This window comes from Vibrio sp. 10N.286.49.B3, assembly GCF_002873395.1.
In the GTDB taxonomy this organism is placed as follows: Bacteria; Pseudomonadota; Gammaproteobacteria; order Enterobacterales; family Vibrionaceae; genus Vibrio.
In genome coordinates this window covers 38,814-54,130 of record NZ_MCUV01000046.1, presented here as the reverse complement: position 1 = coordinate 54,130, position 15,317 = coordinate 38,814, and the positions used below count along the sequence as shown (strand labels likewise).

12 protein-coding genes are annotated in these 15,317 nt (G+C 42.1%); 9 read left to right on the top strand and 3 right to left on the bottom strand.

Annotated features, from left to right (window positions below):
• Positions 1-85 precede the first annotated feature (85 nt).
• A complete protein-coding gene (locus tag BCU68_RS14565; protein WP_102565473.1) occupies positions 86-820 on the bottom strand; it encodes a methyltransferase in 735 nt (244 codons plus the stop codon).
• A 328-nt stretch (positions 821-1,148) separates the two neighbouring features.
• Here BCU68_RS14565 and brnQ point away from each other — a divergent pair, with 328 nt between their 5' ends.
• The gene (gene brnQ / locus BCU68_RS14560; RefSeq protein WP_102565472.1) at positions 1,149-2,462 is read left to right on the top strand and encodes a branched-chain amino acid transport system II carrier protein; all 1,314 of its coding nucleotides are present in this window, start codon (positions 1,149-1,151) and stop codon (positions 2,460-2,462) included.
• A gap of 137 nt (positions 2,463-2,599) precedes the next feature.
• Here brnQ and fldB read toward each other — a convergent pair whose 3' ends face one another.
• The gene (fldB, locus tag BCU68_RS14555; protein WP_102565642.1) at positions 2,600-3,118 is read right to left on the bottom strand and encodes a flavodoxin FldB; all 519 of its coding nucleotides are present in this window, start codon (positions 3,116-3,118) and stop codon (positions 2,600-2,602) included.
• Positions 3,119-3,276: 158 nt separating this feature from the next.
• Here fldB and xerD point away from each other — a divergent pair, with 158 nt between their 5' ends.
• The 6 genes from xerD (at position 3,277) to BCU68_RS14525 (ending at position 11,208) form a co-directional block, all read left to right on the top strand.
• Entirely contained in the window at positions 3,277-4,209 is a 933-nt protein-coding gene (xerD, locus tag BCU68_RS14550) for a site-specific tyrosine recombinase XerD (RefSeq protein WP_102565471.1), read from the top strand.
• Between the two features lie 25 nt (positions 4,210-4,234).
• A complete protein-coding gene (locus BCU68_RS14545) occupies positions 4,235-5,020 on the top strand; it encodes a thioredoxin fold domain-containing protein (RefSeq protein WP_102565470.1) in 786 nt (261 codons plus the stop codon).
• 53 nt (positions 5,021-5,073) lie between these two features.
• Positions 5,074-6,813 carry a single-stranded-DNA-specific exonuclease RecJ gene (recJ, locus tag BCU68_RS14540; protein ID WP_102565641.1) on the top strand — a complete coding sequence of 580 codons (1,740 nt, stop codon included), beginning with the start codon at positions 5,074-5,076 and terminating at the stop codon, positions 6,811-6,813.
• A gap of 77 nt (positions 6,814-6,890) precedes the next feature.
• Positions 6,891-7,989, top strand: a protein-coding gene (prfB, locus tag BCU68_RS14535) for a peptide chain release factor 2 (RefSeq protein ID WP_102565469.1) whose coding sequence is annotated in 2 segments (ribosomal slippage) — positions 6,891-6,965 and positions 6,967-7,989 — 1,098 coding nt in all. Because the reading frame shifts where the segments join, the coding sequence is not laid out codon by codon here.
• A gap of 30 nt (positions 7,990-8,019) precedes the next feature.
• Positions 8,020-9,540, top strand: a complete 1,521-nt coding sequence (gene lysS, locus BCU68_RS14530) for a lysine--tRNA ligase (RefSeq protein WP_102565468.1) — start codon at positions 8,020-8,022, stop codon at positions 9,538-9,540.
• A 339-nt stretch (positions 9,541-9,879) separates the two neighbouring features.
• On the top strand, positions 9,880-11,208 hold the full coding sequence (locus BCU68_RS14525) for a VpsR-related response regulator (RefSeq protein WP_102565467.1): 1,329 nt from the start codon (positions 9,880-9,882) through the stop codon (positions 11,206-11,208).
• 44 nt (positions 11,209-11,252) lie between these two features.
• On the opposite strand, the gene mutH is transcribed toward BCU68_RS14525, so the two are convergent.
• Positions 11,253-11,918 carry a DNA mismatch repair endonuclease MutH gene (gene mutH, locus BCU68_RS14520; protein ID WP_102565466.1) on the bottom strand — a complete coding sequence of 222 codons (666 nt, stop codon included), beginning with the start codon at positions 11,916-11,918 and terminating at the stop codon, positions 11,253-11,255.
• A gap of 625 nt (positions 11,919-12,543) precedes the next feature.
• Here mutH and rppH point away from each other — a divergent pair.
• Positions 12,544-13,062, top strand: coding sequence for an RNA pyrophosphohydrolase (rppH, locus tag BCU68_RS14515; RefSeq protein WP_102565465.1), 519 nt, complete (start codon positions 12,544-12,546; stop codon positions 13,060-13,062).
• Between the two features lie 5 nt (positions 13,063-13,067).
• On the top strand, positions 13,068-15,317 hold the full coding sequence (ptsP, locus tag BCU68_RS14510) for a phosphoenolpyruvate--protein phosphotransferase (protein ID WP_102565464.1): 2,250 nt from the start codon (positions 13,068-13,070) through the stop codon (positions 15,315-15,317).

The following is a 15,317-nucleotide window of genomic DNA, read 5'->3' as shown; positions in this document are numbered from 1 at the left end:
TTTCTCGACCCCAACGTTAGGATCAAGAGATATAAGAATAGTCAGCCATTATAGAAGCATTAGTGATTTGGATCACATGATATTTCTACATCTTGAGATAAAAATCTTTGCTTAAGGCAATAAATGCATCGCTATAACCGTTTTCAGCATGAATTGTTAATGTTGCTGACTGGCAAGTTGTCTCTTTTTTACTGAGTTCAAATAAAATGCGGTGTACTGGCTTTTTAGGTGAAGGTTTAACATCACAACGTCTAGCGAGAAACCAACCTAATTGTTGTGCGCTGTGAATAAACGCTTCACCTTCAACGATAGGCAAAATAAAACTGGCATGCCCTTGCTCATTGAGTAGCTCCCAGCATCGAATCAGCAGCGCTTTGTGTTCTAAGCTATCGGTATGTCGAGCGGTCGCTCTTTGTTGGTTTTGAGCTTGAGCCCCATTGACAAAATAAGGGGGATTACAAATGATGCCATCAAAACAGCGATCAAAAGAAAGCGTCAACACATCCCCTTGTTGCAGTTGAATCCTATTTGCCCAAGGTGATTGCTGGCAATTAAAGTGCGCGGCTTGGTAGGCAAAGTCATCAATATCCACAGCGGTAATGTCTATTTCAGGATAGCGTTGTGCGATCATTAAGCTCAGTAATCCCGTCCCTGTGCCAATATCAAGTACCTGTTGATCCTGTGTGAATATGCTCCATGCGCCGAGTAAAACGCCATCAGTACTGACGGGCATACCGCTATTTCCACCATAAATTGAGAACTGCTTGAACTGAAAGTCTTTGGTTTTATTGGCAGAATTTGACGATTCATTGCTTTTCATGTTTATGCTGGCTTCTTTAGTTATTTAAGTGAATACGGCTACTGTTAATGATTTGTTTGGTTCTATGTTCTACATGTTGCGTTATTTGATGGTTGTATGTTAAGTGATTAATTCTATACTTCAATCAAAAAAGCAGTGATATAAACTGCTTTTGACGTGATTATTTGGTTTTATGTGGCGTTTTTACCTTTGGGGTTGCCAACTATTGAAGGTTTAGTCATTATCCTGACATAAATTATACATTGTGAAGTTTTGACAGCTATCACAAGTTAGTAATGCAAACACAACACACACAACAATATTCTAAATATAACAATAAGGGCAGCCTGTGAAACAGAGCTTAAAATTAACAGATATTCTTGCGGTAGGCTTTATGCTTTTCGCTTTCTTTTTGGGTGCAGGTAACATCATATTCCCACCTTTAGCCGGTCAACTTGCTGGTGGTAATGTTTTATCAGCGATGACAGGTTTTCTATTAACCGCTGTCGGTCTTCCTCTTGTGACAATTATTGCGATCGCGGTTGCTGGTGGTAGTTGGAGTCATTTAACACAAGACCTACCAAAGCGTATAGCGCTTATTATTGCTGTACTTATTTACATTATCATTGGTCCTGCTTTTGCTGCCCCTCGTACTGGGTTAGTGGCATACGAAATGGGTATTCGTCCATTCTTTGCTGACGCTCAGCAGATGCACCTAACGATTTTCTCTATCGGATTCTTTGCTATAGCAATGTACTTTGCATGGGCACAAGGCAAACTGATTGATGTCATTGGTAAGCTATTAACACCTGTTCTTTTCTTTGGTCTTATCATTTTATCGGTAACGGTATTTGTTAACCCACAAGGCGATATTCTGGCTGCACAAGGTGATTATATCACTCAACCATTAGCGACCGGTTTCCTGGAAGGTTATAACACCATGGATACTTTTGGCGCACTAATGTTTGGTATGCTGATTGTTGATGCTCTGCGTAAGAAAGGTATAACGGATGATTCAGCTATCCGTAAATACTTAGTATCAGCGGCATGTGTTGCAGCGCTAGGTTTGGCTTTTGTATACATTTCTTTATTCTACCTAGGCGCAACAAGTTCAGTTGTGGCTCCTGGTGCCGATAATGGTGGCATTGTATTAGCGCAATATGTACAAGCTTTATTTGGCCCTTCTGGTCAGGTTGTTCTATCAAGCATTGTTATTTTAGCGTGTCTAACAACAGCGATTGGCCTTATCTCTGCATGTTCTGATTACTTCAGCTCAATCACATCAATAAGCTACAAAAAGTGGGTTATCATTATTGGTGTTGCTTGTGCAACAGTAGCAAACATCGGTCTAGCTCAACTGATTTCACTTTCAGTACCTGTACTGTTTGCTCTTTACCCAGTAACGATTGCATTGATTGTACTAGCATTTGTTCGTAACCGTCTGCCAAACCCAGGTTTAGCGTACCGTTTCGTACTATCAGTATCTCTACTGTTCGCTCTACTTGATGCAGCTAAAGTCGCTGGTCTTGATGTGTCAGCATTCGATGCACTGCCTTTGTTTAGCGTTGGTATGGGTTGGTTACTGCCAACGTCTGCAGCTATCGTAGCGATGTTCTTTGTTGGTAAAACATCAGAGCAAGCGTTAACGAAAGAAGCCGCATAATAACGTGGTATAACACGCCCTCTATCGATACAAAAAAGGCCTCACTTGGTAGCAAGTGAGGCCTTTTCTATAGCCAGTGTTTTAATTAAGACTGCGATAGAAAATAGAGTGTAGTGAGTCGCTTACAGTGAATAGAGCTATAGCGAGTCGTGATACTGAGTGAGTATTTGCTCACACCAAATGTCAATGCGCTCATCACTTAACTCATATTGGCTATCTTCATCAAGAGCTAAGCCAACAAAGTGACTACCATCTGGGGTGAGTGCTTTTGACGCTTCAAATTCGTAGCCTTGATTTGGCCAGTAACCAATAAACTTGCAACCTGTTACTTGTAACTCATCATGCAGCAGTCCCATGGCATCCAGATACCACTCGCCATAGCCTTCTTGATCGCCGAGTCCGAACAGCGCTACGCATTTTTCGTTTAGTGACACGCCACCGATTTGCTGCCATATAGCCCCCCAGTCTTCTTGTATTTCACCAAAATCCCATGTGGAAATTCCAAGTATGAGTAAATCATAGTCGTTCATGAGTGAAAGTGGGCTTTCTTTTACATTGTGAAGATCAACAAGGTCATCTCCAATAATCGCGCGAATTTTTTCCGCTGCCATTTCAGTGTAGCAAGTCGTTGAGCCGTAAAATAATCCAATTTTCATCGTATCAAAGGTACCTGATTGAAAGTCTTGCCCGATTCTAACCATAAAACGATTCGCTTTGCAGTCAATATCCATCAATCGTTGTTTTTTTATGGTATTTCACTAGCCTCTGGCATACTCTGCCAAGAGATTTAATAATGATTTTAGGCGGTTATATAATGGAAACCTCTGCACCACTCAATCCATCTTCAGACTTTTCTGATGATCGTCATCTTACAGAGCAATTTCTTGATGCGATGTGGATGGAAAGGGGCTTATCAGAAAACACCTTATCATCGTATCGAACCGACTTAGTTAAGCTACTCTCTTGGATGGAAACGTATAACTATAAACTCGACTTTATTAGTACTGCTGGCCTACATGAGTATCAAGCTTGGCTGGCTGATCAAGATTATAAACAGACCTCTCGTGCTCGAATGATTTCCGCGATCCGTCGCTTATTCCAGTACTTGCACCGTGAAAAAGTGCGCATGGATGATCCTAGCGCTTTATTGGTCAGCCCTAAATTACCACAACGGTTACCAAAGGATTTATCAGAAGATCAAGTGGATGCTTTACTTGAAGCGCCCGATCCAAATGATCCTCTGGAGTTGCGTGATAAAGCCATGCTAGAACTCTTGTATGCGACAGGCTTGCGTGTGACCGAGCTGATCAGCTTGACCATGGAAAACGTCAGCTTGCGACAAGGCGTTGTGCGTGTCACGGGTAAAGGGGGCAAAGAGCGCTTAGTACCGATGGGAGAAAGTGCGGTTGACTGGATTGAAACCTTTATTGAACAAGGTCGTTCACAGCTGTTAGGTGAAAAAACATCGGATGTGGTTTTTCCTAGTCGCCGAGCTAAGCAAATGACTCGACAAACATTTTGGCATCGTATTAAACATTATGCCGTTTTAGCTGAAATCGATACTGAGCTATTATCTCCCCATGTACTGCGCCACGCTTTTGCGACGCATTTATTGAACTATGGCGCTGATCTCAGGGTCGTACAGATGTTGTTAGGACATAGTGACTTATCAACCACTCAAATTTATACTCATGTTGCTACTGAGCGACTAAAACAAATTCACGCAGATCATCACCCTCGATCTTAGCCCTAAATAATTGAAGGTATATTTAATGAGCGTATTACGCCGACTACCACTGCTAACTCTCCCTTTCTTACTTACAGCTTGCAATGGTGAAGCTGGTGCTTCAACGGTTAAGGCAGAAGAAGTTAAACCAACGTCAGTACAAAGCGTTGATGTTGACCTTGCTGCCTTGACGGCAAGATTTAGTAAAATTGGCGTTGAAGTTATTAACGTTACGCCATCGGATGTTGATGGGTTAGTTGAAATCCAAACGACAGGTGGCGTTCTTTTCTCATCACCAAATGGTGAGCACTTTATTGCTGGTACTTTATATCAATTGAATGAAGATGGCAGTTTCCAAGATGTATTAGCACAGCGCCAAGCGCCGATTAATGCCGAGAAAATTGCAGCACTACAAGATACGATGATTGAATATAAAGCAAGCAATGAAAAATATGTAGTGACTGTCTTTACTGATATCTCTTGTGGTTACTGCAGCAAATTACATAGCCAAATGGAAGGGTATAACGCACTCGGTATTACAGTACGTTACCTCGCTTACCCTCGCCAAGGTAGTGTTGGTCCAGTGGCTGAGCAAATGGCAAAAATTTGGTGCGCAGAAGATCCTGCTGTAGCAATGACGGCTGCGAAGGCAAAACGCAGCTTTACAGCATCTGAGCAAGACTTAGCTCAGTGCCAACAGACCATCGCAACGCACCACCAACTAGGTCGTGAGTTAGGCATCACAGGTACACCCGCTATTTTCTTAGCAAACGGTGAATTAGTGAGTGGTTACCTGCCACCAGCACAGCTTTTACAACGTTTAGAACAATAATTTACTAGGAGTAAAGCCTAACAATGATTGGTTAGGCTTTAATGACACATCGTATGATAGAAATCCAACGCCGCCCTGAAACTGAACTTTCGCCCCTACCTGATTCTGTGCCTGATCTATTAAAGCGCATTTACACTAGTCGTGGGATCACCAATGCCACCCAATTAGAAACGGCTGCAAGAGGGCTTCATTCTTACCAAAAGTTGGGCGGCATTGAGCAAGCGGTTATTTTGTTATTCGACGCCATTAAAGCCCATAAACGAATCATCATTGTCGGTGACTTTGATGCTGATGGTGCAACCAGTTCTGCACTGTCGGTATTAGCTTTACGCATGCTTGGCTCAGGCAATGTGGATTACTTAGTGCCAAATCGTTTTGAAGATGGCTATGGGTTAAGCCCTGAAGTGGTCGATCAAGTGATTGAGTTAGGCGCTGAAGTGATTATGACGGTGGATAATGGCGTTTCTTCTATTGATGGCGTTCGTTATGCCAAAGAAAAAGGCTTGCAGGTTTTAGTGACTGATCATCACTTACCAGGACATGAGTTGCCTAATGTTGATGCGATGGTGAACCCAAACTTAGATACCTGTGGCTTCCCATCAAAAGCACTTGCGGGTGTTGGTGTTGCTTTTTATCTCATGATGGCGCTTTGCGTTCATATGCGTAAAGAAGGTTGGTTTGCTCAACAAGACATGGCAGAGCCTAAGTTGATGGAGCTTATTGATTTAGTGGCACTAGGCACGGTTGCCGATGTGGTACCTCTAGATGAAAACAACCGAATTTTGGTTCATCAAGGCTTACAACGTATCCGCGCAGGTAAAGGTCGACCAGGTATTCAAGCGTTAATCGAAGTCGCTAAACGTTCAGCGCATCGTTTAGTTGCCACCGACTTTGGCTTTGCTCTTGGACCTAGAATTAATGCTGCAGGTCGCTTAGATGATATGTCTTTTGGCGTTGAACTATTGATGAGTAATGATATTCATGCTGCGCGTCGTATGGCGAGCGAATTGGATGGCTTAAACCAAACACGCAAAGAAATTGAAGATAGCATGAAGCAAGAAGCACTGGCTTTTTGTGAGCGCATAGAGTTTAGTGATGCGAGTGAATTACCTTATGGGCTCGCGTTATTTCAGCGTGATTGGCACCAAGGGGTTATCGGTATCTTAGCGTCACGCATTAAAGATAAATACCATCGTCCTGTTATCGCCTTTGCTGATGGTGGGGAAGGGTCGATAAAAGGATCATGTCGTTCGATTCCTGGCTTACATATGCGCGATGCTTTAGATCGCATTGATACGCAAAATCCAGGTCTGATTTTAAAGTTTGGTGGTCATGCGATGGCCGCTGGTTTGACGATCATGGAAAAAGACTTCGATCGCTTTAAGCAACTTTTTGATGATGTTGTGCGCCAAGAGATAGGTGAAACGACATTAAAAGGTATTATCTTATCTGACGGTGAATTGAAGCCTGAAGAGTTTTCCATGCATACGGCTGAGTTACTGCGCAACGCAGGACCTTGGGGGCAAGCGTTTCCAGAGCCGATATTTGATGGTGAATTTAAAGTTTTACATCAAAAACTAGTGGGAGAAAAGCATCTCAAGCTCATGCTAGAGCCGCTATTTAAAGGAATGCCAACCAATATCATGATTGATGGCATCGCTTTTAATGTCGATTTACGTCGCTGGCCTGATGCATCGGTTAAAACCGTACGCTTGGCATTTAAATTAGATATCAATGAATTTAGAGGTAATCAGTCATTACAGTTAATGGTTGAGCATTTAGAAGCAAAATAATATTTTTTTTCTGTATCTTCATCACATTTTTGAGTAGAATTCTTCGGTTATTTTCTACTCACAAATGATGAGCAAAAATGTTTGAAATCAATCCTATCAAAAACCGCCTGCAGGACGTGTCTGAACGCACGAATGTCCTGAGGGGGTACCTTTGACTATGACGCCAAAAAAGAGCGTCTAGAAGAAGTTAATGCTGAATTAGAACAACCTGATGTATGGAACGAACCTGATCGTGCCCAAGCCTTAGGTAAAGAGCGAGCTTCATTAGAAGCGGTAGTCGCAACGATTGATCAACTCGATATTGGTGTTGAAGATGTCGATGGTCTACTTGAGCTAGCGGTTGAAGAAGAAGATCAAGAAACGTTCGATGAAATAGAACCAGAACTTGCAGAGCTTGAAGCTAAGCTTGGCAAACTTGAGTTCCGTCGTATGTTCTCTGGCGATCATGACGCTTCAGACTGTTATATCGATCTGCAATCTGGCTCTGGTGGTACCGAAGCGCAAGATTGGACTTCAATGATGTTACGTATGTACTTACGTTGGGCAGAAGCGAAAGGCTTTAAGACCGAAATCATAGAAGTATCAGATGGCGATGTAGCTGGCTTAAAAGGTGCGACTGTTCGTATCTCTGGCGAGTACGCTTACGGTTGGTTGCGCACTGAAACGGGTGTACACCGTTTAGTTCGTAAGTCTCCTTTTGACTCAAGCGGACGTCGTCATACCTCATTTGCTTCAGCATTTATTTATCCAGAGATTGATGACAATATTGCCATCGACATTAACCCATCTGATTTGCGTATCGATGTTTATCGCGCATCAGGAGCGGGTGGTCAGCACGTTAACACCACAGAATCAGCGGTACGTATTACTCACTTACCAACGAACATTGTGGTTCAATGTCAAAATGACCGTTCTCAGCATAAAAACAAAGACCAAGCAATGAAGCAGTTAAAAGCAAAATTGTTTGAATTTGAACTGCAAAAGCAAAATGCAGAGAAGCAAGCGAATGAAGATTCTAAGTCTGATATCGGGTGGGGAAGTCAAATCCGCTCATACGTTCTCGATGATTCTCGCATCAAAGATTTACGCACTGGCATTGAAAACCGCAATACACAAGCGGTACTTGACGGTGATCTCGACAAATTTATCGAAGCTAGCCTAAAATCAGGGTTATAAGCGCACCGAACAAAGCGAAAGGTTTTAATGATGACTGATCCAGTAAACACAGTAACGAACGAGCAAGAAGAAAATAAACTGATTGCTGAGCGCCGTAGCAAACTTGAGCATATCCGCCAAAATTGTAAAGCAAATGGCCACCCAAATGATTTTCGTCGTGAGCATCTAGCTGGCGATCTTCAAGCTGAATTCGGTGAAAAAACGAAAGAGGAACTAGAAGAGCTAAACCACGTTGTTGCGATCGCTGGTCGTGTAATGGCAAAGCGTGGTCCTTTCCTAGCGATTCAAGAAACGTCTGGTCGTATCCAAGCATACGCAGCTAAAGATGTACAAAAAGTACTAAAAGAGCAATACCACGGTTTAGATATCGGTGACATCATCGGTGTTAAAGGTGCATTGCATAAGTCTGGTAAAGGCGATCTTTACGTGAACATGGAAGAATTTGAACTGCTAACTAAAGCACTTCGTCCACTTCCTGAAAAGTTCCACGGTCTAACTGACCAAGAAATGCGTTACCGTCAGCGTTATGTTGATCTGATTGTAAACGAAGACTCTCGTCAAACGTTTATCATCCGTTCTAAGCTGGTTTCTTCTATCCGTAACTTCATGAGCCAAAAAGGTTACTTAGAAGTGGAAACGCCAATGATGCACGTGATCCCAGGCGGGGCAACTGCTCGTCCATTTATCACGCATCACAACGCATTAGACATCGACATGTACCTACGTGTTGCACCTGAGCTTTACCTGAAGCGTCTTGTGGTTGGTGGTTTTGACCGCGTATTTGAGATCAACCGTAACTTCCGTAACGAAGGTCTTTCTCCACGTCACAACCCAGAATTCACAATGATGGAATTCTACCAAGCTTACTCTGACTACAAAGATCTTATGGATCTAACTGAAGAGATGCTAAGCACAGCAGCTATGGATGTACTAGGTTCAACATCAATGCCTTACGGTGATGAAATTGTTGAGTTTGGTGGTACATACGCACGCATGAGCATGTTTGATGCTATCAAGCAGTACAACCCAGATCACGCTGAAATCCAAAACATGACAGAAGCGGACATTCAAAACCGTGACTTCATGGTTGCGATTGCTAAATCTGTTCACGTTGAAGTTGAAACGTTCTGGACATGTGGTCAGCTACTAGAAGAAATCTTTGGTGAAACAGCAGAGCCTAAGCTTATCCAGCCTACGTTCATCACTGGCTACCCAGCAGATATTTCTCCACTAGCTCGTCGTAGCGATGACAATCCATTCTTCACTGACCGTTTTGAGTTCTTTATCGGTGGTCGTGAAGTAGCAAATGGTTTCTCTGAGCTTAACGATGCACAAGACCAAGACGAACGCTTTAAAGCGCAAGTTAATGCGAAAGATGCTGGTGATGATGAAGCGATGTACTACGATGCAGACTACATTGCTGCACTAGAGCACGGCCTTCCACCGACAGCGGGTCAAGGTATTGGTATCGACCGTCTAGCGATGCTATTTACGAATACTCACACTATTCGTGACGTAATTCTGTTCCCAGCGATGCGTCCTCAACAGTAATCACTGTGTAATAGTAATGCGCTATATTTAGCGATACTGATAAGAAACCACCTCTAGAGGTGGTTTTTTTATACGCATAGTTTTAACTCTATCTCTTTTCTAACAATAAATAGATCACGAGATCTAATTTGTGCTATGAATGATTAACCTGTTTATGTAATCTTTTATTAAGCAATCGCCATCGCACTGGATTTCTCGCGTAATCTCAGATTTAAGACTATAAGTTAAGTATAGTCTTAAATATGGCACATGATGTATTTATAAACAGCAACATGCATTTATAAACAGTTTGTGCATAGTTGAGAGTTTTTATTAGCTAGATAGTAGTAGGAAAAATAAATGGGTACTCAGTTTCGAATGGATTCTATTCCTGGTTCTCTTGTTGTGGTTGGTGGCACCTATGAGCCTTGGTTATCAGTATTAGAGCAGGTTGGTTGGCAGTGTACACAGTGCGCGGACTTACGTTTTGCTGATAATTTATTGACAGAGATAGGCCCTTGTATTGGTGTTATCGATCTTAGTCATGATGAATTCAGTTTAAATGGTATCGCTAATTTAGTGAGTAATCATAAACAAGTACGTTGGCTCGCTTTCATTCGTGAGAGTCAGTTGGGATCTGAATCTATTTGCCAATTTATTGTTAACTTCTGCATTGATTTTTTTACTGCGCCGATTCCTGATGCTCAACTATTAAGTACCATTGGTCACCAGTTAGGAATGCTTAAGCTAGAAAAGAAAGTTTGGCCGATGTTAGGTGATAATCAATACCTTGATAACTTAGGCGAATCTATGCCTATGAAGCGCCTTAAAGAGCAAGTTAGAAGGGTGAGTCTAACCGAAGTCAGTATCTTTATTAATGGCGAGCAAGGGACAGAAAAAGAGCGAGTTGCTAAGTCTATTCACCATATGTCAGAGCGAGCAAATGCACCTCTTATCATCGTAAACTGTGCCGCCTTGAACCATTCTGAAGAAGAAAGCCACTTCTTTATTAACAGTGATCCTGCTCAACCGTCATTATTGGAGCAAGCTAATGGGGGGACGTTAATCTTAAATAACATTCTATCCTTACCGCAAAGCTACCAATCAAAACTTCTGCACTTTTTCCAAGCTTCTGCAATTGATAAGCGTGGGAAACTGATTAAATTAAATGTACGTATTTTAAGTACCAACTCTGAAGAGATAGAGACCGTTTTATTAGAGCGTGGTTTTAATGAAGAACTTTATCATTATATTAATGTATTAAGAGTTGATACCCCAAGCCTAAGAGAACGCAGTGAAGATATTCCGCTGTTAGTACGCCACTACTTATTACAATACGCACAAGATTATAATGTACCAGCACGTAGTTTTTCACTTGAAGCCATGTGTGAACTGCAAAACTATATCTGGCCAGGCAATCTCTTACAGCTGAAAAATGTCATTAAACGTGTAGCGATTATGTCTAACTCTATTGTTATTGAGGCGGAACAGTTACAACTGCCAAAAGATAATGAAGGTTTGCGTAGCTTGAAAAGTATTCGTGAACGTTCAGAGAAAAATGCTCTCAAATTAGCGCTTGATTCGTACAAAGGGCAGGTTTCTTTAGCCGCAAAAGAGCTGAAAGTCTCTCGTGCGACTATGTATCGTCTACTGACTAAGCATGGTTTATTAGTCGAAGAGCCTGTATAGACGATGCTCGATGTTTGCTATCTATTTATAAGTTCGAGTGCCATTTATAAATAGTAGCGTTCAAGTAGTTGGGCAGTAAATGAGGTACGCAGGTAAAAGCCTCTTGGTAGCGTTTTTATTGGCTTACCACTGGCTCCATAAGCCTCGGTTAGTGCGCGACTGTTGGCAGCCTTTGGTCTTAATTGCAGGACTTCTCCATGCTTAGCCGTAATTTGTTCTACCTGACCAAGTACGATGAACTCCATCAACTCTTCCCAGTCGGTTTTAAGTTGTAACTCCTCTTGCGGTGAGGGTGACCAGATCAAAGGTGACCCCACGTGACGTTCTGAGAGTGGTATTTCTCTTTCCCCCTCAACAGGCATCCATAACACACGTGAGAGCTTATTTCTCACATGGCTTGTTTCCCACGTTAACCCTTGAACACCGACAAGCGGAGCGACGCAGACAAACGTTGTTTCGAGTGGTTTGCCTTGATAGCTGATCGGAATACTTTTTAATTCAATGCCTAAATCTTGAAAGTCTTGCTGTGGTTTGCTTCCCGCAATAGCACCAAGATGCCACTCTAGTAATTGCCCAACCCAACCTTTATCTCGCTTTAGATCTGGTGGCACAACCATGTTCGCTTCGTCAGCAAGTTCTTGAAAACTAAGACCTGCAATAGCTTGTGCTCGGGCGATTAGTTCTTGCTCTGATTGAGGTTCAGGTTTCATATACGATTCATTATTTTAAAATGTCATTGTAACAAACTGAGCTTGATCGCGTCATCTCTCTAAACGTCGATAGCTTGTGTCGTTAGGTTTACTATAAAGATTAAATTAATTGTTATCCACAGGTGATGAGTGAAAATAACCAGAAACTGGACTTATATGGACATATAAACAGGTATTTAATGCTTTTTTCCTGTTAATAATCAGACAGTTTTTAATGTTCAATCCTTTATTGTACGGATAAAATACGAACTGGTTAATTTTTACCCTTGCTTGTTGTTGGCTAAATTATCGTGCTTATTTATTCATGCAATAACGGAAGTTTTAGTTTAAGTTGTTGTTTTTATTGTGTTGTTTGTTGTGTTATTTATGCGTGGATAGTTGTTTTTATTTGTATTTATCCCTTACTTTCATGTTGTTAAATAATTCTACACATACTTATTCACAGAAAAGGTGTATAAATGTGGAGTAGGTCTCACTCTTTTGTTGATAACTAATTTCATGTACAAAAGTTATTCAAATACAAAGTAAAAGGAATAAATCTCGATCAAATCACATCACTAAATTTGCTCATATTGGGGATCTGTGGAAAAATCGGACTAATTAAAATTTTACAAGAGGTTGGCCAGTGATAGATGGCGATGGTTACCGCTTAAATGTGGGTATTGTAATTTGTAACAACCATGGTCAGGTCTTCTGGGCTAAACGATACGGACAACATTCTTGGCAGTTTCCTCAAGGGGGAATTGATGAAGGAGAGACCCCTGAGCAAGCGATGTATAGGGAGCTTTACGAAGAAGTTGGTCTTACAAAGAGAGACGTTAAGATCGTTGCAACAAGTCGTCATTGGTTAAGGTATAAACTACCAAAGCGCCTTGTTCGTTGGGATTCTAAACCGGTCTGTATTGGACAAAAACAGAAATGGTTTCTGCTACGCTTAGATTGTGATGAATCTCAAATCAATATGCAGCGCGGTAGTACCCCTGAGTTTGATGGTTGGCGATGGGTAAGTTACTGGTATCCGGTTCGACAAGTTGTGTCTTTTAAACGAGATGTTTATCGTCGTGCGATGAAAGAATTTGCATCATTAGCGATGCCATTTCGAGAACGTAAAATGAAAACCAAACGAAAAGTTCGTAGAGGGTAAAGAGCATGCTCAGTCAACTAAGGGAGATAGTTGAAAAAGTGTCTCGTGTCGAAGATGTCTACGAGGCGCTAGATATCTTTGTAAAAAACACGTGCAGCGCAATGCAGACAGAGTGCTGCACGGTTTATTTTGCCAATGAAGAAATGCAACGTTTAGAGTTGATGGCGACGCAGGGTTTAAAACCACAAGGCAACTCTATTCATATTGATTACCAAGAAGGGTTGGTCGGGCTTGTTAAGCGCAGCGCTGAACCACTTAATCTTGATGAAGCATCAGAGCATCCTAACTTTAAATTTTTCCCTGAATTGGGGGAAGATATTTATCGTTCATTTTTAGGTACTCCCATTATTCACCGTAAAAAGGTGTTGGGTGTTCTGGTTATTCAGCAAAAATCGCCTCGTCTATTTACTGAAATGGAAGAGTCGTTTCTTGTGACGCTTTCAGCTCAGCTTGCTGTCATGATTGCCCACGCTCAAATGCAAGGGCAGTGGGTATTAACGCCAGGTAATTTACAATCAACGAAAGGAGTTGCGGCTTCTTCTGGCGTTGCGATTGGCACGTTTTGGTGGGATAACACTCAGCCTGAACTGTCAGAGGTAAACCCAGCATCTACCGTTAATATCGAACAAGAGCAAGAACTGCTTATGCTGGCGATGGAAAGTGCGTTAAGTGACTTTCGTCGTATGCGTAAAAAGTTAGACAGTGAGATCAATAAAGATGCGCTGGCTATTTTTGATCTCTTTACACACTTATTAAACGATCCAATGTTACGTACCGATCTTAAAGCTCAAATCCAGCAAGGGGATAGGGCTGATTGGGCATTGAAGCAAGTCGTTGAGACTTACTCCGATCGTTTTGAGCGTATGTCCGACGGCTATTTGCGCGAGCGAGCACAAGATGTTCGTGAGTTAGGGCAAAGGCTGCTGTATTTCTTGCATAATACCGAGCAGGAAGAGTTACGACTTGATGAGCCGATTATCCTAATGGTTCGAGAGTTAACCGCTTCTGTGCTTGCCTCGATCCCCAAAGATAAGTTACTTGCTGTCATTTCAATGGAAGGCGCGGCGAACTCTCATGCGGCCATTTTATCTCGTGCTCTGGGTATTCCAGCGGTCATGGGCGTCAGCTTAAATCTAGATACCATTCATGGTCAGCTCGGTATTGTTGACGGCTATAGCGGTGACGTTTTTATCGAGCCCAACGGTCAACTCCTTGCCGAGTATCAAGCGCTGGTGGGGGAAGAGAATGAATTACTTTCTATGGTTGAAAGTAGCCTATCTCTTGAAGCCCGCACTCAAGATGATAAGAAAATTAATATCTGTTTGAATGCAGGTCTCAATTCAGACAGCAGCGGTGGGATAACACAAGCGGTTGATGGTATCGGTCTATATCGAACCGAAATTTCGTTTTTACTGCAACATCGCTTTCCATCTGAAGAAGAACAAACTCAACAGTATCAAGCGGTACTCTCCGCTTTTCATGATAAAAATGTGGTAATGAGAACATTAGATATTGGTGGTGATAAACCATTGCCGTATCTGCCCATTGAAGAAGATAACCCATTTCTAGGCTGGCGAGGTATTCGCTTTACACTTGATCATCCTGATATCTTTCTTATTCAGTTACGCGCCATGCTTAAGGCAAGCCGCGAACATCATAATTTAAGTATCTTATTGCCGATGATTTCTGGGGCACAAGAGCTTGATGATGCTAAAGAGTTAATTCAGCGAGCCTATGAAGAGGTGAAGGTTATTTATCCGCAAATCAGCATGCCACAAGTGGGTATTATGATAGAGGTGCCTTCTATGCTTTATTTACTTCCTCATATTGCCGATAAAATTGATTTTGCCTCTGTCGGTACCAATGATTTAACGCAATATTTATTAGCCGTTGATCGGAACAATTCACGAGTCTCGGATGTCTATGAATCCATGCATCCAGCGGTATTGATCGCTTTAAAGCAGATTTATGACACCTGTCAGCAGTATCAATTACCCGTTTGTATTTGTGGTGAACTAGCGGGTGATCCTATCGGTGCTCTGCTGCTTGTTGGGCTTGGCTATGACACCTTAAGTATGAATACCTCTAATGTTGCACGCATTAAGTACCTCTTGCGTCAAGCCGATACAGAGCAACTGAAAGACTTTGCTAATCAAGCATTAGTGCAACCTTATGGTCATCACATCTATGCTATGATGGTGGAGTATTTGGAGCAAAGTGGTTGTGCTGGCTTTATCCGAGCTGGTAACAAATAA